The organism is Micromonospora sp. L32, assembly GCF_052068055.1.
Taxonomy (GTDB): domain Bacteria; phylum Actinomycetota; class Actinomycetes; order Mycobacteriales; family Micromonosporaceae; genus Micromonospora; species Micromonospora purpureochromogenes.
Genome location: NZ_JBQHDD010000018.1, coordinates 12,223 through 31,540 on the forward strand (window position 1 = coordinate 12,223; position 19,318 = coordinate 31,540).

Consider the following 19,318-nt stretch of genomic DNA (forward strand, 5'->3'; position numbering starts at 1 on the left):
AGGCCGTCCGCGACACCCGTGACCTGCGGCAGCGTGCCGGCGGACGGGCGAGGAACGAGTAGGGGAGGCAGCCGTGGTGGGCGACGTTCCGGCGCGGTTGCTCGCCCGCCGTTCCCCGGTGGTGCTGCTCAGCGCGGCCCTGGTGCTGCTGCTGGTCGGCTGGGCCGGGTACGTCTGGCTGCGCGACGAGCGGGTGACGCCGGAGTGCGCCGAGCGGGTGCGGCTGCGGGTGGCCGCCGCCCCGGTGGTCGCCCCGGCGGTGGACCGGATCGCCCGCGCGTCGGTCGGCCGGCAGCCCTGCGTGTCGATCGCCGTGGAGTCCCGGGAGTCCGACGCCGTCGCCGCCGAGCTGGCCGGTGGCGCCGAGGTGGCCGACGCCTGGCTGCCCGAGTCGACGTTCTGGCTGCGGCGGGCGCGTACCGCCGGCGCCTTCGAGGTGCCCGGGCAGGGCACGTCGGTGGCGAGCACCCCGGTGGTGCTCGCGGTGACCGAGCCGGTGGCCCGCCGGTTGGGCTGGCCGGCCAAGCCGCTGACCTGGGCACCGCTGATCGGCCCCCGGGCCCGCGCCGGCACGGTCGGGCTTCCCGACCCGGCCGCCGACCCGGCCGGGGTGGCTGCCCTGCTCGGCGTCCGGGGGCTCGCCGCCGGGGAGCGCGATCCGCGCGCGGTGGTGGCGGCGACGCTGCGCCGGCTCGCCGGGCACACGTTCAGCCCCACCGGTACGCCGGCCGCGCTGCCGCCGGGCGCCGGGCTGCCCGGCCGCTCCGACGCGGTCGCCACCACCGAACAGGCGGTGCTCGGGCACAACGCGCTGGCCGGCGCCGACAAGCTGGTCGCCGCGTACCCGGAGGTGGCGGTGCCCTCGCTCGACCTGCCGTACGCGGTGCTGCCCGCCGCGCGCGACGCCGTGCGGGACGCCGCCGCCGGCTTCCTCAGCGACCTGCTGACCAGCGCCTCCCGCGAGGTGCTGACCGGATACGGCTTCCGCACCGCCGCCGGCTACCCGCCGGCGATGCCGCGCGACCGCCGCCTCGACCCGGCGGTCCGCGAACCGGTGGCGCTGCCGGCCGAGGAGACGGTCACCGAGATGCTGACCGGGTGGAGCGGCGTGCAGCGCAGCGCCCGGATCCTCACCGTGCTGGACATCTCCGGCTCGATGGCGGCCCGGGTGCCCGGCGGCGGCACCCGGCTCGACGTCACTCTGGGCGCCGCCCGCGAGGGCGCCGGGCTGCTGCTGGACAACAGCGAGCTCGGGATCTGGGTCTTCTCCACCAAGGTCGACGGCGACCGGGACTACCGGGAGATCCTGCCGGTCCGGCCGCTGCGCGCGCAGCGGGCCGCGCTGGCGCAGCGGCTGGCCGAGGTGAAGGTCAAGCCGAAGGGCGGCACCGGCCTGTACGACTCCACCCTGGCGGCGTACCGGGAGGCCCGGCGGCACTGGACCCCGGGACGGATCAACCTGGTGCTGGTGATGACCGACGGGCGCAACGAGGACGCCGAGGGCATCGACCGGAAGAAGTTCCTCGCCGAGTTGGCCGCGATGCAGGACCCGCGCCAGCCGCTGCCGATCCTCTTCATCGGCCTCGGCCCGGACGTCGACCCGGGCGAGCTGAACGCGATCGCCAAGGTCACCGGCGGGCAGGTCTACCGCACCGACCAGCCGAAGGGGATGCGGCAGATCTTCTTCACCGCCCTGGCCAAACTTAGCTGCCTGCCCCCGGAGTGCCGCCGGTGACCGCGGCCCCGGCGCGGCGGGTGCTGGATCGGATCGTCCGGCCCGTTCGCGAGGCCCCCGCCACCGCGCTCAGCCTGCTGCTGCTCACCGTGCTGGCGTTCGCGCAGCGCCCCGGCCAGGTCACCTTCGACACCAAGCTCGACCTGGCGGCGAACCCGCTGCACTTCATGGCCCGGGCGCTGCACCTGTGGAACCCGGAGGCCACCTCCGGAGAACTCCAGAACCAGGCGTACGGCTACCTCTTCCCGATGGGGCCGTTCTTCGGCGCCGGGCAGCTGCTCGGCGTGCCGCCGTGGATCACCCAGCGGCTCTGGTGCGCGGTGCTCTTCTGCGCCGCCTTCTACGGCCTGCTGCGGCTGGCCCGGGCGTTCGCCATCGGCACCGAACCGACCCGGTACGCCGCCGCGCTCGGCTACGCGCTGGCGCCCCGGATGCTCACCGAGATCGGCGCGCTCTCCTCGGAGGTCCTCTCCGCGGCGATGCTGCCCTGGGTGCTGCTGCCGCTGGTCCAGGTGAAGCGGATCGGCTCGCCGCGCCGGGCCGCCGCGCTCTCCGCGCTGGCCGTGCTGGGCATGGGCGGCATCAACGCCGCCGTGGTGCTGCTGGCCCTGGTGCTGCCCGGGGTGTGGCTGCTTACCCGCCGCTGGGACGCCGCCCACCTGCGGCTGGTCGGCTGGTGGTGCGTCTGCGTGATCGGGGTCTGCCTCTGGTGGATCGTGCCGCTGCTGCTGCTCGGCCAGTACAGCCTCCCGTTCCTCGACTACATCGAGTCGTCCACCACGACCACCGCGGTCGCCTCGCTGTTCCAGGCGGTACGCGGCACCAACCAGTGGGTGGCGTACATCGTCCAGGGCGACCCGTGGTGGCCGGCGGGCTGGCTGCTGATCGACCACCCGGCGCTGATGGCGCTCACCGCGGTGGTGGCGCTGGTCGGGCTGGCCGGGCTGGCCGGCAACCTGCTGCCCGAGCGGCGGTTCCTGGTGCTCGGCTTCCTGGCCGGGCTGACCCTGCTCACCATGGGCTACGTGGGCAGCCTGGACAGCCCCCTCTCCGAGCAGGTCCGCGACCTGCTGGACGGCCCGCTGGCGCCGTTCCGCAACGTGCACAAGCTGGAACCGGTGCTGCGGCTGCCGCTGATGCTCGGCTTCGCGCACGGCGTCGACGCCTGGATCACCCGGCTGCACACCGCCGCCCGTCACCGCCGGCCCGGGTTGCGGCTGCGCCCGATGGTGTTCGTACCGGTCTTCGCCCTGGTCCTGGGCGCGGCCGCGCCGGCCTGGACCGGGCTGCTGCGCCCCGGCCCCGGCTGGTCCGACCTGCCGCCGCACTGGCGGGCCGCGGCCACCTGGCTCGCCGACCGGGACGCGCTGGCCCGCACGCTGGTGGTGCCCGGCTCCGGCTTCGGCCAGTACGACTGGGGACGCACCGTCGACGAGCCGTTGCAGTCGCTGGCCGGGGCGCCCTGGGCGGTGCGCCACCAGATCCCGCTCGGCTCGATCGGCAACATCCGGATGATGGACACCGTCGAGACGGTGCTGGCCGGTGGCCGCGGCTCGGCCGGGCTGGCCGACTTCCTGGCCCGCTCCGGCTTCCGGCACCTGCTGCTGCGCAACGACATCGACCGTACGCAGACCGACGCCCCGCCGGTGGCGGTGCTGCGCCGGGCGCTGGCCGGTTCCCCGGGGATCACCCGGGTCGCCACCTTCGGCAGCACCGACGCGGTCGGTCGGGCCGCCGGCAGCCCGGTCGACGACGACGCCGGCCCGCTGCCCGCCGTCGAGGTGTACGAGGTGGACCGCCCGGTGCCGGCCGCCTCGGCGGTGCTCACCGCCGACGTGCCCACGGTCAGCGGCGGCCCCGAGTCGCTGCTGCCCCTGCTCGAGCAGCGCGTGGTGGAGCGGGACCGGCCGGTGGTGCTGGCCGGGGACCGGCCCGACGCCGACGTCGGCGCCACCGGCGACCGGTGGATCGTCACCGACGGCCTGCGCCGCCGGGAACGGGACATCGGCCGGGTACGGGACAACCTCAGCCAGACCATGACCGCCGCCGAGTCGGGCCGGCAGGGGCGGGTGGCCCTCGACCTGCTGCCCTTCGGTGGCCGCCGGCACCAGACCGTCGCCACGTACCAGGGGCTGCGCGAGGTCAGCGCCTCCACGGCGGCCAGCTTCGTGGACAACCTGGCCCCGGCCGACCCGTCGCACCTGCCGTTCGCCGCCGTCGACGGCGACGCCGGCACCGCCTGGCACTCCGCGGCCCTGGCCGGGCCGGTGGGGCAGTGGCTCCAACTCGACCTGGACACCCCACGCGAGGTCCAGCAGGTTTCCCTGGCGTTCGTCGACGACCTCGGGGTCGGCTGGCCGGTGACCCGGTTCCGGATCAGCACCGACCGGGGTTCGGTCGACCACGACGTCGCCGCCGGGCTCGGCGCGCAGACGTACTACACCCTGCCCGGGGCCACCAGCACCATCCGGATCACCGTGCTGGCGGTGGCCGGCAACCGACTCGACGGCGCGGTGGGCATCCGGGAACTCACCGTCCCCGACGTCACGCCCCACCGGGCGCTGCGCGTGCCGACCGACCTGCCGGCCACCGGCACCGGCCCGGTCTCCTGGTCGTTCAGCCGGGGCGCCGGAGACCGGCCGGCGTGCTTCCCCGCCGAGGCGCCCGAACCGAACCCCCGCGCGGTCCCGGCCGGCTCGGACGGGGTCCCGCCCGGCTCCGACGCGGTGCCGGTGGCGCGGTCCACGACCGGTGTCCGTCCGGCGGGCAGCGTGGTGCGCTGCGACCGCTTCCTGGCCCGGGTCGGCGAGGAGCCGCTCGGGGTGGATCGGGTGTTCCGCAGCAGCACGGCGGGCACCTACCGGCTGACGGTCACCGCGCTGGCCCGCCCCGGTGGCGCGGTGACGCTGGCCGGGGCGTCGGTGACCGCCGGCGCCTCGTCGTACCTGGCCGGCGACCCGTCCGTGGCCCCGTACGCGGCGGTCGACGGGGACCCGGGCACCGCCTGGCTGGCCGGCACCGGCGACCTGCGACCCACCCTCACCCTGCGCTGGCAGGGGCAACGCCGGATCGACCGGCTCCGGCTGCGCCCGGCCGACCTGCCAATCGGCTCGCCGCCCACCCGGGTCGAGGTGCGCGCCGGTGGCCGTACCCAGCTCGTGCCGGTCGCTCCGGACGGGCTGGTCCGCTTCGCCGCGGTGCGGACCGACCGGGTGGAGATCGTCGTGCGGGAGGACACCGACCGGGTGGCGGACCGGCGCGGCAACGGCTGGACCGCGACGGCCGGCATCGCCGAGGTGGAGATCCCGGGGCTGGCGATCCGGCCGCTGCCCGCCGGCACCCGGATCTCCGCCCCGTGCGGCACCGGCCCCGCGGTGGAACTCGACGGCTTCCGGTACGACACCGCGGTCACCGGCACCCTCGGCGACGTCGCCGCCGGGCGGCCGATGCCGGTCACCCTCTGCGGGGAGACCGGCGCGGTGATGGACCTGCCGGCCGGCGGCCACCGGTTGGCCAGCTCCCCGTCCCGGGGGTACGTGGTGCAGGACGTGACCCTGCGGCCGGCCGGCCCGGCGGTCGCCGCACCCCGGCACCGCGACGTGTCGGTGCTGGACTGGGCGCCGACGCAGCGCCGGGTCCGGGTCGCCGGCGGGGAGAGCGCGCTGCTGGTCGTACCCGAGAACGCGAACGCCGGGTGGACGGCCACCCTGGACGGACGGGAGTTGCCGGCCACCCGGGTCGACGGGTGGCAGCAGGCCTGGGTGCTGCCGGCGGGGCCCGGCGGCGAGGTGCGGCTGGAGTTCGCCCCCGACCGGGCCTACCGGGGCGGCCTGGCGGTGGGCGCGCTGACCGCGCTCGGCGTGCTGGTGCTCGCCGCCTGGCCGGCCCGGCGGCGGCCGGAGGACGCATCCTCGCTGCCCGCGGAGAGCGCGCCCTGGTTCGTCGGGACGCTGCTGGTGGTGCTGCTCGCCGCGCTCGGCGGGGTGCTGCCGGTGGCGATCGTGCTCGCGGCGATGCTGCTGCGCCAGCTCGCCCGCCGGGCGCTGCCGGTGGTGGTCTTCGGCGGCCTGACCGTGGCCACGGTGGTAGCGGTCGCCGGCCGGTTGCGCGGGCACGGCCAGGAGTGGGCGTACGGGACGTGGGTGCAGGCGGCGATGCTGGTGGCGATCGGTGCGGTGGTCGCGGCGGTGGTCCCGGTCCCGGGCGCGGTGCCGGCGACCCCCGGGCCGGCGGCGCCGACCGACCCGACCGCCTCCGGGACGGCACTCCCCGATGACGCCGGCGTCTCCGGGACGCCGCAGACGGGCGACGGCGCCGGTGCGCCCGATGCGCCGCGGGCCGACGCGTCCGATGCGTGGCTGAGCGGGGCCGGCGCGCCCGGTGCGCCGCCGTTCGACGTGGGCGGTGGGACGCCGGGTGGGCCGGCGATGGGCGATGGCGGGGCGGGTGCGACAGTTCCGGCGGACGGTGACCGGCCGACCGCCGGTGAGGACGAGGACGGGACGGTAGTGCGATGACCGTTGGACAGGGACCGGCAGCCCGCCGCCGGTTCGCCACGCTGGGTCGTTCGGTGGCCCTGTTCCGGGCCTTCCTGGTCGAGCAGACCGACCCGGACCACTTCTACGGCCTGCTGGCCGACGACTCGGTACGCCAGGTCTCCGGCTACACCGGCCTGACCGGGCGGACGGTGCTCGACGTGGGCGGCGGGCCGGGCTACTTCGCGCAGGCGTTCCGCGCCGCCGGCGCCCGCTACGTGGGCCTCGACCCGGACGTCGGTGACTTCTCCGCGGCCGAGTCCTCGGCCGGGATGCTGCGCGGCAGCGGCACCGCGCTGCCGGTGCGCAGCGGCAGCGTCGACGTCTGCTTCTCGTCGAACGTGCTCGAACACGTCTCGGAGCCGCAGCGGATGCTCGACGAGATGGCCCGGGTGACGAAGCCCGGGGGCGTCCTGTTCGTCTCGTTCACCCCGTGGCTCTCCCCGTGGGGCGGGCACGAGACCGCGCCCTGGCACTACCTGGGCGGGCAGCGGGCCCGGCGGCGGTACGAGCGACGCAACGGACGCCCGCCGAAGAACCGGTTCGCCGAGACGCTCTTCCCGGTCTCGATCGCCGACGCGCTGCGGTGGGCGCGGGGCAATCCGGAGGTCGAGGTGCTGGACGCACTACCGCGCTATCACCCCTGGTGGGGCCGGTGGATCGTCCGGGTTCCCGGGGCACGGGAGATCGGCTCATGGAACTTCCTGCTCGTGCTGCGCCGGGCCGGTGAACGGCCGGAGGTTGCCGGGCAGGCGGAAAAAGTTGGGCTGACCGGGGGTCGCGTCCAGATGTGACCAGGTAGTAACCTCGCGGCCATCCCTCTGATCGACAACGACGAAATTGAGCTCCTCCAGGGAGGAAACATGAAGCACCGCGCCATCGGTGCCGTGCTGTTCGGGGTCGGCGTACTGCTCCTGGCGCTGGCCGCCGGGCTGGTGTTCGTCGTGACCCCCGCGCTGGCCAAGCTCCCCTACGACCTGAAGGCAGCGACGTCGGTGGCGGAAGCCTCCGGTGCGACGTTCCTGCAGATCAACAACGGGTCCATCAAGATCAACAATGGTGACCTCAGGTCGACCGTCCGGGTAAACCAGCTCAAGGACGAGACCGCGAAGCTGGGCGGCGACCTCGACGGCAAGGCCGTGGTGTGGCAGGTCGGTCAGACCGTCGACCGGGTCGACAACAAGGAGCTGGTCAGCGCGTACGGCGCCAAGCTGGCCATGGACCGGGTCTCCGGCGAGGCGCTGAAGTGGCAGGGCCAGTGGCTCGACGACACCGGCCAGCGCGACACCGGGGTCCAGTTCGCCGGCCAGATCTACAAGTTCCCCTTCAACACCGAGAAGCGGGACTACAAGATCTTCGACCGGGACATGCGCCAGGTCCGCGACGCCAAGTTCTCCGGTACGGAGAACATCAAGGGCATCGAGACGTACCGGTTCGAGCAGGTCATCACCGACGAGCAGCTGACCCTCGACCCGAGCCGGCTCACAGCGCTGCTGGCCACCTTCGCCCCGGGCGCCACCGACGCCAAACTCGTCTACAGCAACCAGCGCACCGTCTGGGTGGACCCGGTGACCGGGTCGTACATCAAGGTGCGCGAGGTGCAGAAGAAGGTCCTCACCCCGAACCTCGGCACGCCGACGACGCTGCTGGACGCGGACTTCACGTACAACGACGCGACCATCACCGCCTCGGCCGACCGGGCCAAGGAGAGCCGGAACAGCCTCCAGCTGATCAGCGTCTACGTACCGGTGGGTCTGGCCGTGCTGGGTCTGGTGCTGATGATCGGCGGCCTGCTGGTGGCCCGCCAGGGTGCGGTCGCCGCGGCCGGCGAGGCGCGGCACCGCGCGGACGTCCCGCCGGCCCCCGCTCCGACCCGCTACGACGGGCCGGTCGTGGACGAGGAGCGGCCGACCGCCGAGCAGCCCGCCGTGGACCGCGAGGGCGGCCCGCTGAGCGACGAGATCCCGCCCGCGTCGACGAACTGGCGCGCGGACGACGAGCCGACGGTGCCGACCCAGCGGCCGGCGTCGGACGAGCGGGAGAGGCACTGACGCGGTAGCACTCCGAAGAGGGCGGGTCGATTCGTCGACCCGCCCTCTTTTCGCGTTCGCGTCGTCACGCTCGGCACTTGTTACTTAATCGTAACTTATCGATGTTTGACTGCGGTGAGTCATCGGCCTGGCGCCGGAATGCCCCTTTTAGAAGGTTGATCCGATCGTGGATCCGGTGTCTCGCTCCACCGTGAGTGACGAGAGTCGATCACCGGGTGGTCCACAAGTTACGGGACCGTAGGTGAGGTCTTGTGACCCACGCCTCAGCGGGTGCACCATCATTCGCACGTTCGTTACTCGCCGGTAACAGGTGATACGGCCCGGCCCGGGACGCCCCCCGTCCACCGACCGGCACACCACCCCGAAGAGCACCGCCCCTCATCCAGGAGGAACCCGTGCAGGATCGGATCGAGAACCCGGGACGTACCCGGTGGCGGCGTTTCGCCGCGATGATGGTGCCCGCGACCGCAGCCGTCGGCGCCATCCTGTTCGGCATGCAGTCCGGCGCGATCGCGTCCGACATCACCGTCTCCGGCCAGACCTTCAAGATCGGTGCTGAGCGCCTGGAGGGCGACGGCTTCAAGCAGTACGGCGGCATCGTCAAGGAGAAGAACGGCAAGGTCCACCCCGTCGCCCTCTCCGAGATCAGCAGCGCCGAGCTGTACAAGCTCTGCCAGTCGGTCCGGGCCGACCTGCCCGGCCTGCCGGTGGTCCTCACCATCAACGCCGGTGACGACAAGCCGGCGACCGCCAAGGACATGCTGATCGCGATGGACAGCCTGGACGGCAACGCGACGTTCACCAACATCAGGATCGGCCGCGACGCCAGAGACCTGAACGCGTCGGCGCAGGCCGGCTCGTTCGGCCAGGACGCCCAGCACGTCACCATCACCGGCCTGGAGCAGGTGTCCCGCTACACCACGGCGGCCACCTTCAACCTGACCGGCCTCCGGCTGAAGGTCAACGTCGGGGACGCCGCCAAGGGCAAGGAGTGCTTCTGAGCTGAGCCGTGGCCCGCGGCGGGCACGCGCCGCGGGCCACCTCCCTGTCCCTCGTTCCCCCGCTCCGCCAGGAGGAGGAGTACGTGACAACCGCCGATCCGCAACACGTCCGCGCCGGTGGCCTCGGCCGGGCCTGGCGGGGGTTCCGCCGCTGGCGACGGACCCGGCCGTTCTGGGGCGGCCTGCTCACCGCGCTGGCCGGGGTGGAGATGTTCGCCTCCACCCGGATGACGCTCAACGGCCTGAGCTTCCAGTCCGGAGCCACCGGGCTCTACTCGCTGCTGATCCCCGTCATCCTGCTCACCTGTGGGCTGCTGCTCTGGTTCAGCCCGGGGCAGCGGCTCTTCTACGCGATCGTCGCCGCGGTCACCACGATCTACTCGCTGATGGGTCTCAACCTCGGCGGCTTCTTCGTCGGCCTGCTGCTCGGCATGGTCGGCAGCGCCCTCGGCTTCGCCTGGACGCCGCTCAGGTCGACCGACGCCCCCGCCACCGCGGTGGACGCCCCGGGTGCCGAGGACACCGCCGGATCCGACGACCCCACGCTGGCGGACGAGTTGCTCCCGACCCTGCCCCACCAGCGCGGCGACGCGCCGGCGTACGAGCAGGAGCGTCCCGCCCCGGCTCCCGCCGGCTACGACGCCCCGCCCGCCGGGCCCCGCGACCCGCGCTACTTCGCCGTGGCGGTGGTGGTGCTCGGCCTCTCCGCCGCCGGGCTGGTCGCCACCCGCCCGTCGCCGGTGCAGGCCGCTCCGGCGGTCCCCGCTCCGGCCGCGACCACCACCTGCCCGTCCGTGCCGGCCGCCACCCCCTCCGCCACCCCTGGTCGGCACGCGCCGGCCGCCACGCCGTCGGCCAGCGCGAGCCCGTCGCCGACCCCCACCCGCGACGGCGGGGTGCTCGGCGACATCCTGCGCGGGATCGGTGACCTCTTCACCGGGGGTGGGCGCGAGGAGCCGAGCGCCAGCCCCTCGGCCAGCCCGACACCGAGCGCGACGGTGGCCGCGCCGACCGCCAGGCCGACCCCCACCGGTCGGACGTCGAGCCGCACCGGCTGCGCGCCGAGCCGGCCGAGTCGGCCGAGCCGGCCCGGCCAGGTCGAGCCCGGCAAGCTGCTGCCGCGGATCGCCCCCGAGCCGGGGCAGCCGAAGGTGGCCCAGCAGCCGTCCAAGTTGACCGGCTCCTCGGTCACCATGAGCTCGCTGCGGTTCGAGGGGATCGTCGACCTGCCGACCGCGAACGGCACGCTCAAGGCGCTGAAGTTCAGCATGAGCAAGGCGGTCACCGAGGACTTCAAGCTGGTGGCGGACGGCCCGGCGGGGCGCAACCAGCAGTACGTCACCGACCGGCTCACCGTGCAGGGCGACGTGGCGTTCTACGCCACCCGCTTCGTCGGTCGGCTGCTCGGCATCAAGATCACGCTGACGCCGGACCTGCCGTTCCCGGACGGCATCCCGGTCACCCTGCCGATCTCGGTCACCTTCACCGACCCGGTGATCGACCTGGCGTTCGTCGACTCGAACACGCTGACCGCCCGGCCGGCACTGAAGCTCAGTCTCCCCTGACCTTCGTCCCACCACCCCTGGTGGCCGGGGGCGGGTCGTCCCGCCCGCCCCCCGGCACCGCACCCAGGGCCTGTGCCAAAGCCCCGGGCCCGCCGCAGGCCGGCCAGGGGCTTTGACGCAGGCCCTAGAGGCGGGCCAGCGCCTTGCGCAGCGGGTCGAGCCCCAGCGAGCCGAGGTCGAGCGCCTGCCGGTGGAACTCCTTGAGGTCGAAGTCGGCGCCCTTGCGGGCCTTCGCCTCCTCGCGGGCCTGGAGCCAGATCCGCTCGCCCACCTTGTACGACGGCGCCTGCCCCGGCCAACCCAGGTAGCGGTTGAGCTCGAAGCGCAGGTTCTCGTCCGGCACCCGGCAGTGCGCCCGCATGAACTCCCAGCCCAGCTCCGGCGTCCAGCGCTCGCCGGGGTGGAAGTCGAACGGGTTGTCCTTCGGGATCTCCAGCTCCAGGTGCATGCCGATGTCGACGATCACGCGGGCCGCCCGCATGGCCTGCCCGTCGAGCATGCCGAGCTTGTCGCCCGGATCCTCCAGGTAGCCCAGGTCGTCCATCAGCCGCTCGGAGTAGAGCGCCCAGCCCTCGCCGTGCCCGGAGACCCAGCAGAGCAGCCGCTGCCAGCGGTTGAGCAGCTCGGCCCGGACCGCCGTCTGCGCCACCTGGAGGTGGTGCCCCGGCACGCCCTCGTGGTAGACGGTGGTCACCTCGCGCCAGGTGGAGAAGTCGGTGATGCCCTGCGGCACCGCCCACCACATCCGCCCCGGGCGGGAGAAGTCCTCGCTCGGCCCGGTGTAGTAGATCGCCCCGTCACTGGTCGGCGCCAGGCAGCACTCGATCCGGCGGACCTGCTCCGGGATGTCGAAGTGGGTGCCGTGCAGGTCGCTGATGGCCTTGTCGGCCAGCGTCTGCATCCAGTCCCGGAACGCCTCCTTGCCCTGGATGGTCCGGGCCGGGTCGGCGTCGAGCGCCGCCACCGCCTCGTCGATGCTCGCGCCCGGGCCGACGATCCTCCCGGCCAGCGCCCGCATCTCGGCCTCCAGCCGGGCCAGCTCCGCGAAACCCCAGGCGTACGTCTCGTCGAGGTCGACCTTTGCGCCGAGGAAGTACTGGGAGGCCAGCTCGTACCGTTCCCGGCCGGCGGCCTGCTTGTCCCGCCCCTGCGGGGCCAGCTCGGTGCGGAGGAACTGGCCGAACTCGGCGGTGGCGGCGGTGGCGGACGCGGCGCCCCGGCGCAGGTCGGCGCCGAGGGTGCCGTCCGCGCCGAGCCGCTCCACCAGGCCGTGGAAGAAGTTGTCGCCGTTCGGGTCGGTCCAGACGTCGCACTGCTTGGCCACCTCGACCAGCTGCACCTTCGAGCTGATCCGGCCGGCGGCGGCCGCCTCGCGCAGGGTGGTCTTGTAACCCTCCAGCGTCGTGGCGAACCGGGTGAGTCGGGCGGCGATGTTGGCCTGGGCGGCCTCGCCCTCGGTCGGCATCAGGTCGAAGACCATGCGGATCTCGTGCAGCCCGCTGGCGATCACGTTGACCTCGCTGGTCACCTCACCCGCGTCGTATCGGGCGAGGTCCAGGCCGAGGCGTTCCTGCATGGCCTCCTTGGCCGTCCGCTCAATCTCCGTGTCCGGCTCGGTCACGTCGAGGTCGGCGAGGGTGCGCCGGGTCAGCTCGGCCCGGGCCTCGTAGCCGGCCGGGGAGAGGTCGTCGAGCTGGTCGTCGTAGCCGGCGATACCGACGTAGGTGGCGCCGGTCGGGCTCAGCGGGGCCCAGTCGGCCACGTAGCGGTTCGCGAGGTCATCGATTCGTCCCACGCTGCGACCCTACGTGACCGACCGGCCCTGATGTCGAGCGTGTTTGGCGTGTTCGGGGCAGCAGTCGCGCCGGGTCGACGTCGATCGGAAACGGCCACCGGGCGCGCAGCCGCTGCCCGCCGACCGCCCGCGCGGTGGGCACGTAGTGCCCGTCGCCGTCGAGGCCGAACAGCTCCACCACCACCCGGCGCATCCGGCCGCCGATCTCCACCCGCATGAAGTACGGCACGCCGCCCTCGGCGCAGCGACGCCGCTTGTCCGCCCCGTCCCACGCGGATCCGCCGGGCCGGACGAACTCCACGGCCAGGGCGCACAGCTGCGCCGGGACCCACCGCTCCTCCTCGTCGGTGGCGGGGAGGGTGTGCAGCATGGTGACGTCCGGCTGGATCCAGCAGGTCGGCGAGAAGGTCAGGTTGACCCGGCCGAGCACGTGTCGGCCGGCCGCCTCGGCCGCCGGCACCAGGGCGCTGGCCAGGCTCGCCGTCGCGATGCTCTCGGTGGCGGGCGGGAACGGGGTGACCACCAGCCGACCGTCGACGCACTCGTGCCGCGCGCCGGCCAGCTCACCGACCCGCAGGTGGCGTTCCGCGCGCTGCACCGTCCACCCGCCGTCGAGGTCGAGCACCGGATCCGACCCGCGCGTCGGCAGCATCAACGCCTCACCCCTCCCGGCTGATCAACGACGGTGCGCCGCGCGGGGTTCCGTGTCGACTACGGCAGCAACTCCGCTGGATCAAGTCGATGGGGAAAGGCATGTCCGCCCGGAGCCGGCGCCCGCCCTGCGCCTTCGCCACGGTGGCGTACGCGCTCCAGTCGTCGAGCGAGAAGAGTTCCACGGAGACGTGCCGCAACCGACGGACGATCTCGACCCGCATGAAATACGGCACCCCGGCCTCGGCGCACCGGCGCGGCTTGTCGAGGAAATCCTGCTGCCGGCTGGCGGGTGAGACGAACTCGACCGCCATCGTGCAGTACCGCACCGGGACCCAGCGGTCCTCGTCGTCCGTCTTCGGCACGGTGTGCAGCACGGTGACGTCGGGCTGGATCCAACTGCGCGGATTGAACGTCAGGTTGAGCTGGCCGTAGACGTACAGGTTCGCCGCCTCCGCCGCAGGCCCGAGTAGTCGAATGAGCTTGGCTTCGCCGAAACTGTTCGCACCGGCTTCCGCGGGGGTCATGACCAGCGTTCCGTCGACACACTCGAAGCGCGCGTCCGGCACGTCGCGCGGCGGGAGGTATCGGTCGGCCAGGCCCGTCGTCCAGACCCCGTCAAAGTCGTAGAGCGGGTCGAACCTCTCCGACATTGCCATCGGGCACACCTCCTCGACTGGTCAACGCCTCCACTGCACGCCGGCTGCTGTGGCGGTCGACACGGCGTCCGATTTTCGCGGGACATCGTCGTACCCCTGCGGCAGAGTGTCAGGGGTGACCACCCATGTGACCCCTGACCGGGCGCCGCTGCGCAGCTGGCTGCCCGGCTTCCTGGCGCTCGCCGCGATCTGGGGTGCGAGCTTCCTCTTCATCAAGGTCGGCATCGAGGAGCTGCACCCGCTGCATCTCACCCTCTACCGGGTGGCCACCGGCGCGCTCACCCTGCTGGTGGTGCTCGCCGTGCTCCGCGACCGGCTGCCGCGGGAGCCCCGGGTCTGGGCGCACCTGGTCGTGGTCGCCGCGTTCGGGGTGGCGCTCCCGTTCACCCTCTTCGGCTACGGCGAGCAGCGGGTCGAGTCGATGCTCGCCGGCATCTGGAACGCCACCACGCCGCTCATCGTGCTGCCGCTGGCGGTGCTGGCCTTCCGCACCGAGCGGCTGACCACACGCCGGGCGGTGGGGCTCGGGCTGGGCTTCCTCGGCGTGCTGGTGGTGCTCGGCGTCTGGGAGGGCGTCGGCGGCGCGCACTTCACCGGCCAGTTGATGTGCTTCGGTGCGGCGGCCTGCTACGGCGTGGCCATCCCGTACCAGAAGAAGTTCATCGCCGGCAGCTCGTACTCCGGGCTGTCGCTCTCCGCGGCGCAGCTGCTGGTGGCGACGGCGCAGCTCGCGGTGGTCGGTCCGCTGGTGGTCGGGGCGCCGCCCGTGCCGACCGAGCTGTCGGCGCCGGTGGTGGGCAGCGTGGTCACGCTCGGCGCGCTCGGCACCGGGCTGGCCTTCGTGATCAACCTGCGCAACATCCGGGTGGCCGGCGCGAGCACCGCCTCCACGGTGACCTACCTGATCCCGATCTTCGCGGTGCTGATCGGCGCGGTGGTGCTCGACGAGCGGCTGAACTGGCACCAGCCCGTCGGCGCGCTGGTCGTGCTGCTCGGCGTCGCGGTGACGCAGGGCCTGGTCGGCCCGCGCCGCCCGCGCGCCGAGGCGGTTACCGGCATCCCCGCCGTGCCGGCTGCGGAGCCCGCCGCCCGCTGACCCCGCCGGCCGGGGGTCAGCGGCGGGTGCGGGCCCACTTGAGCAGACGGTCGGCCGGCCAGGTGTTGACCACCCGGTCGGCGGGGACGCCGCAGAGCGCCGCCCGCTCGCAGCCGAACCGCTGCCAGTCCAGCTGCCCCGGCGCGTGCGCGTCGGTGTTGATGGCGAACCGGCAGCCGGCCTCCAGGGCCCGACGGATCAGCCGCTTCGGCGGGTCCTGCCGCTCCGGCCGGGAGTTGATCTCGACGGCCACGCCGCGCTCGGCGCACGCGGCGAAGACCGCGTCCGCGTCGAAGTCGCTCTCGCCCCGGGTACGCGGCCGGTGCGCGCGGTCACCCGGACCCTTCACCCCGGCCGGGCGGGACGACACCATCCGCCCGGTGCAGTGGCCGAGGATGTCCAGGTGCGGGTTGTCGATCGCGGCCAGCATCCGGCGGGTCATCTTCGCCCGCTCGTCGCTCAGCCCGCTGTGCACCGAGCCGACCACCACGTCCAGCCGGGCCAGCAGCTCGTCGGTCTGGTCCAGCGAGCCGTCGGCGAGGATGTCCACCTCGATGCCGGTGAGGATGCGGAACCCCTTGGGCAGGGCCTCGTTCACCGCCGCGACGTGGTCGAGCTGCTTGCGCAGGCGGTCCGCGGTGAGGCCCCGGGCCACCTTGAGCCGGGGCGAGTGGTCGGTCAGCACCACGTACTCGTGGCCCAGCTCGACCGCCGCGAGCGCCATCTCCTCGATCGGCGACCCGCCGTCGGACCAGTCGGAGTGGGTGTGGCAGTCGCCGCGCAGCGCGGTCCGCAGCGCGGTGGCCGCGGCGTCCAGGTCGGTGCCCTCGGTGGCGACCAGCCGGCGCAGGTAGACCGGCTCCTCGCCGGCCAGCGACTCGGCGACGCAGCGGGCCGTGACGTCACCGACGCCGGTCAGCTCGGTGAGCTTGCCGGTGCGGGCGCGCTCGGCGACCTCCTTCGCCGGCAGCTCGGTCAGGGCCTTCGCCGCCGACCGGAACGCCCGAACCCGGTAGGTGGCCTCGTTGGCCCGTTCCAGCAGGAACGCGATCCGGCGCAGGTCGGCGATGGGATCCCGGGCGGTCATGACCTGCAAACTACGCGCCCGCGCCGCCGGTCGGGGGTACGACCGGCGGCGCGGGCTGGTGGTGGTACGCCGGATCAGGCGTACGGCAGCGTGACGACCGAGCGGTCGCCGAGGCCGAGGGTGGTCGGGTTCGTGCCGATGGCGGACCAGACCTCCACCTTCACCGTGCCGTTCGACAGGTTGCCGAGGGCGCCGGTGGCGGAGAGCAGTCCGGCGTTCTGGGTGTAGTGCTCGTAGCCGGGAACCGGGTCGGTGGCGAAGTAGCGGTACGTCTCCACCCGGTCGACGGTCCCGTCACCGGTCAGGTCGTAGGAGACCCGCGCCTGCACCCCGTTGCCGACGGCCGAGCCGGCGTCGAGGAACAGGTCGAACCGGGTCTGCCCACCCGAGTACGCCATGGTCAGCCCGGTCGCGGTGAAGACCACCGGGTTGGTCGGCGTGCCGTCGTGGTTCGTGCCGCCGGCGCCGGCCACCGTGGTGGTCGTCGTGCCGCCGGCCGCCCCCAGGCCACCGCCGGGCAGCAGGTACCGCGTCGGCGAGCCGCTGGGCGGGGGCGTGGTCGGCGTCGGGCTCGGGGTGGTGGGTGTCGGGCTCGGCGTCGGGCTGGTCGGCGTCGGGCTCGGGCTCGTGCCGCCGCTGGCGTTGCCGCCGCTCCACGTGTACGCCCCGGTGGTCGCCGTCCGTCCGGCCGCGACCGTCAGCCGGGTGCCGTCGGACCAGGTCACCGTCAGCGGCGCGGCGGTGATGTTGCTGGCCACGTAGGTGCGGGCGCCGTTGCGGGTGAAGACGGCCGCCAGCGGGTGGTTCGCGGTGACGCCGGTGTCCACCTGGCCCAGTGCCGCCAGGTTGCGGATCCAGTGGAACGTGTGGGCGCGGCTCTCGCCCTCCTCCGGGCTGTAGCCGGGGTTGGCGCGCAGCTTCGTCAGTGCCGCGTCGGGGTCGCCGAGGGCCAGGAACTGCCAGAGGATGTCCTGCCAGACCGTGGGTTCGCCGCCGTTGTTGCGGACCAGTTCGGCGTAGTTGGTCCTGGGGTAGGCCGGGCGGTAACCCAGGTAGAGGTGGCCGCCGGTGACCGGCAGCATGTTGATGCCTTGGATCATCTCCGGGTCGGCGCTGAACCAGGTGGAGTACGCGCCACCGTCGCCCCAGACCATGCCGACCGTCGAGTGCCCGAAGGCGGCCGGGAAGTTCTCGTCGTCGACGTCGAACCAGTACTGCTGGATCGCCGCCGCCTGGTTGGTGTACATGAACATGCCGGCGTCCCGGACGGCGGTGTTGCCGGTGGCCTGTCCCCACTGGATGAGGGCGTTGGCGAAGTTCATCCCCTCCGACGACGACTCCTGGTTGTTGCCGGCGGCGAACGAGCCGTGCCCGGAGGCCCAGTCGTGCCCGGCGTAGATGTCGAAGTCTCGCAGGTACGGGAAGCGGGTGTCCTCGCGGCTGTAGTTGTTGGCGTCCCGGATGAGCAGGTCGACCATGCCGCCGTACCGGTCGGTGGTGGCCCAGGTCGGGTCGAACTTGGCCAGCGTCGCGGCGGCCGCGATGAAGTACCCGTAGTGGAAGTGGTGGTCGTTGAGCTCCTGGTCGGAGCCGTACGACGCGGGGTAGCCGATCAGGGTGCCCCAGTTCCGGTCGTAGTAGAAGACCCGGGCCGTCTTGCCGGGGGTGGCGGTGAACCAGTCGTTCAGCGTGGACCGGATGGCGTTCAGCGCGGCGGTACGGGTCTCCGTGTCACCGACCAGGTCGGCGATCTCGGCGATCCGGGCGGCCCGCCCGAGACCCTTGCCGGTCCAGTACGTGTCGGTGCCGCGCTGGTCCATCGGGTTGCCCCGCACCGCGGCGAGCTGCTCGCGGAGCTGGGCCAGGTCGGCGCCGGCGCCGGTGGCGACGGCGGGCAGCTCCGGCAGCACCCCCTGGTAGGTCATCGCGGTGCGGAACTGGCTGATGCCGGTGAGCACCTTCATCCGGCCGCGGGCGGACGGATAGCTCTGGCCGATCGGGGTGGCGCCGGCCAGCGCCTTCCACTGGTGCGGGTAGAGGCTCACCACGGTCTGGGTGGCGGTGCCCTCCCGGGGGGTGGTGGTGAAGGCGTACGTGGTGGTGACCCGGCTGCTGGCCTGGTCGTAGGAGTAGGAGACCCGGGTGCCGGTGACGTGTGCGTGGGCGTACCGGCCGTAGGCGGTGGCGAGGTCGGCGCGGGCGATGGCGTCGGTGCTCGGCGTGGTGGGCAGCAGGGCGACGGAGAAGTAGCCCTTGCCGGCCAGGGTGGAGGTGATCCGTCCACCGGCGACGGTCCAGGTGGCGCCGGTCGGGGCGTAGGCGACGTAGTCGTGGCCCCGGACGGTGAAACCGATGGTGGCCCCGTTCTGGGACCACACCGTCGGGCTGCCGCCGGTGGGGTTGATCAGCGCGTCGCCGCCGCTGGTCCGGAAGTAGGCGAACGGCAGGCCGTGGCCGACGGTGGCCCGCAGGGTACGAGTGCCGTCGCTCCAGTACGGGCTGACCGTCCAGTCGGTCCAGTCGTCGACCTTGACGACCGGGGCGCCGAGCCCGGTCACGCCGACCCGGATGTCCTCGGCGTACGCGTACTTGTACTCGCCCACCCCGGTCGCCGTGCCGGTGATGGTGGGGGTGGAGGTGGCGGAGAAGCCCAGGCCGTCGCCGAAGGGCTGGTAGGAGGCGGGGTGCGCGTGCAGCGGCTCGCTGTACGCGCAGTTGGTCCGCTTCCACAGCAATGACGACCACCAGTCGTTGGTGGGGATCGGGCCGGCGGGTGCGTTGGCGGTGACGAACTGCCGGGGGTTGGTGGACAGGTCCCCGCAGCCGGTGGGCAGGGGGCCGACCCGGTCGGTGGTGTAGCTGCCGGCGCCGACGGTGGCGGCCTCGGCGGTGGCGGTGGCGGTGAGGGCGAGACCGGCGACGACGACGGCCAGGGCGGTGGTGGTGGCGAGCACCCAGGGGGTGCGGCGGGGTGGGACGGGAGGGTTCATCGTTCCTCCAGCGCGGCTCCGGATCGGGGGCCCGGTGTCGCGGTTCGTCGGAGTCGGGAGGTTTGTTACCCTAGAGAGCGCTCTCTGACGCGGACGTTAACGATTGACACGACTTTCGTCAATGTGTCAGTCGGGTGACGACCGTGTTGCGCG

At 73.4% G+C, this 19,318-nt stretch carries 11 protein-coding genes and 1 pseudogene; 7 read left to right on the forward strand and 5 right to left on the reverse strand.

What is annotated here, in order from left to right:
* The first annotated feature begins 76 nt into the window (after positions 1–76).
* The 6 genes from ACTMTB_RS30015 (at position 77) to ACTMTB_RS30040 (ending at position 10,887) form a co-directional block, all read left to right on the forward strand.
* On the forward strand, positions 77–1,735 hold the full coding sequence (locus tag ACTMTB_RS30015; protein ID WP_441149507.1) for a substrate-binding domain-containing protein: 1,659 nt from the start codon (positions 77–79) through the stop codon (positions 1,733–1,735).
* The gene (locus ACTMTB_RS30020) at positions 1,732–6,252 is read left to right on the forward strand and encodes an alpha-(1->3)-arabinofuranosyltransferase (RefSeq protein WP_441149508.1); all 4,521 of its coding nucleotides are present in this window, start codon (positions 1,732–1,734) and stop codon (positions 6,250–6,252) included. The genes ACTMTB_RS30015 and ACTMTB_RS30020 overlap by 4 nt, the downstream gene beginning before the upstream one ends.
* On the forward strand, positions 6,249–7,064 hold the full coding sequence (locus tag ACTMTB_RS30025; protein ID WP_441149509.1) for a class I SAM-dependent methyltransferase: 816 nt from the start codon (positions 6,249–6,251) through the stop codon (positions 7,062–7,064). Before ACTMTB_RS30020 ends, ACTMTB_RS30025 begins: the two co-directional genes overlap by 4 nt.
* Positions 7,065–7,133: 69 nt before the next feature.
* Positions 7,134–8,321 (forward strand): DUF3068 domain-containing protein, encoded by a 1,188-nt coding sequence (locus ACTMTB_RS30030; RefSeq protein ID WP_441149510.1) that lies wholly within the window; start codon positions 7,134–7,136, stop codon positions 8,319–8,321.
* Positions 8,322–8,716: 395 nt separating this feature from the next.
* Positions 8,717–9,322, forward strand: a complete 606-nt coding sequence (locus ACTMTB_RS30035; RefSeq protein WP_210777431.1) for a DUF6230 family protein — start codon at positions 8,717–8,719, stop codon at positions 9,320–9,322.
* An 83-nt stretch (positions 9,323–9,405) separates the two neighbouring features.
* On the forward strand, positions 9,406–10,887 hold the full coding sequence (locus ACTMTB_RS30040; protein ID WP_441149511.1) for a DUF6114 domain-containing protein: 1,482 nt from the start codon (positions 9,406–9,408) through the stop codon (positions 10,885–10,887).
* Between the two features lie 124 nt (positions 10,888–11,011).
* Here the strand turns inward: ACTMTB_RS30040 and ACTMTB_RS30045 are convergent, their stop codons facing one another.
* Genes ACTMTB_RS30045 through ACTMTB_RS30055 form a run of 3 tightly spaced genes read right to left on the reverse strand, consistent with a single transcriptional unit; the run spans position 11,012 to position 13,992 of the window.
* The gene (locus ACTMTB_RS30045) at positions 11,012–12,682 is read right to left on the reverse strand and encodes a DUF885 domain-containing protein (RefSeq protein ID WP_441149512.1); all 1,671 of its coding nucleotides are present in this window, start codon (positions 12,680–12,682) and stop codon (positions 11,012–11,014) included.
* Positions 12,666–13,334: a Uma2 family endonuclease gene (locus tag ACTMTB_RS30050; protein ID WP_441149513.1), complete on the reverse strand. Its 669-nt coding sequence runs from the start codon at positions 13,332–13,334 to the stop codon at positions 12,666–12,668. The genes ACTMTB_RS30045 and ACTMTB_RS30050 overlap by 17 nt, the downstream gene beginning before the upstream one ends.
* A gap of 7 nt (positions 13,335–13,341) precedes the next feature.
* Entirely contained in the window at positions 13,342–13,992 is a 651-nt protein-coding gene (locus tag ACTMTB_RS30055; RefSeq protein WP_441149514.1) for a Uma2 family endonuclease, read from the reverse strand.
* Between the two features lie 115 nt (positions 13,993–14,107).
* Here ACTMTB_RS30055 and ACTMTB_RS30060 point away from each other — a divergent pair.
* Positions 14,108–15,222: pseudogene (locus ACTMTB_RS30060) on the forward strand (DMT family transporter); the annotation flags it as partial.
* Here ACTMTB_RS30060 and ACTMTB_RS30065 read toward each other — a convergent pair.
* Both ACTMTB_RS30065 and ACTMTB_RS30070 read right to left on the reverse strand, forming a co-directional pair.
* Positions 15,105–16,175, reverse strand: coding sequence for a PHP domain-containing protein (locus ACTMTB_RS30065; RefSeq protein WP_441149515.1), 1,071 nt, complete (start codon positions 16,173–16,175; stop codon positions 15,105–15,107). The pseudogene ACTMTB_RS30060 and the gene ACTMTB_RS30065 overlap by 118 nt on opposite strands.
* Positions 16,176–16,249: 74 nt before the next feature.
* A complete protein-coding gene (locus ACTMTB_RS30070) occupies positions 16,250–19,165 on the reverse strand; it encodes a glycosyl hydrolase (RefSeq protein WP_441149516.1) in 2,916 nt (971 codons plus the stop codon).
* Positions 19,166–19,318 lie beyond the last annotated feature (153 nt).

Excerpts from the sequence above, each read along its gene's own strand:
- ACTMTB_RS30025 (WP_441149509.1), top strand. The coding sequence starts at position 6,249 with ATGACCGTTGGACAGGGACCGGCAGCCCGCCGCCGGTTCGCCACGCTG.
- ACTMTB_RS30030 (WP_441149510.1), top strand. The coding sequence starts at position 7,134 with ATGAAGCACCGCGCCATCGGTGCCGTGCTGTTCGGGGTCGGCGTACTG.
- ACTMTB_RS30050 (WP_441149513.1), bottom strand. The coding sequence starts at position 13,334 with ATGCTGCCGACGCGCGGGTCGGATCCGGTGCTCGACCTCGACGGCGGG.
- ACTMTB_RS30055 (WP_441149514.1), bottom strand. The coding sequence starts at position 13,992 with ATGGCAATGTCGGAGAGGTTCGACCCGCTCTACGACTTTGACGGGGTC.
- ACTMTB_RS30065 (WP_441149515.1), bottom strand. The coding sequence starts at position 16,175 with ATGACCGCCCGGGATCCCATCGCCGACCTGCGCCGGATCGCGTTCCTG.
- ACTMTB_RS30070 (WP_441149516.1), bottom strand. The coding sequence starts at position 19,165 with ATGAACCCTCCCGTCCCACCCCGCCGCACCCCCTGGGTGCTCGCCACC.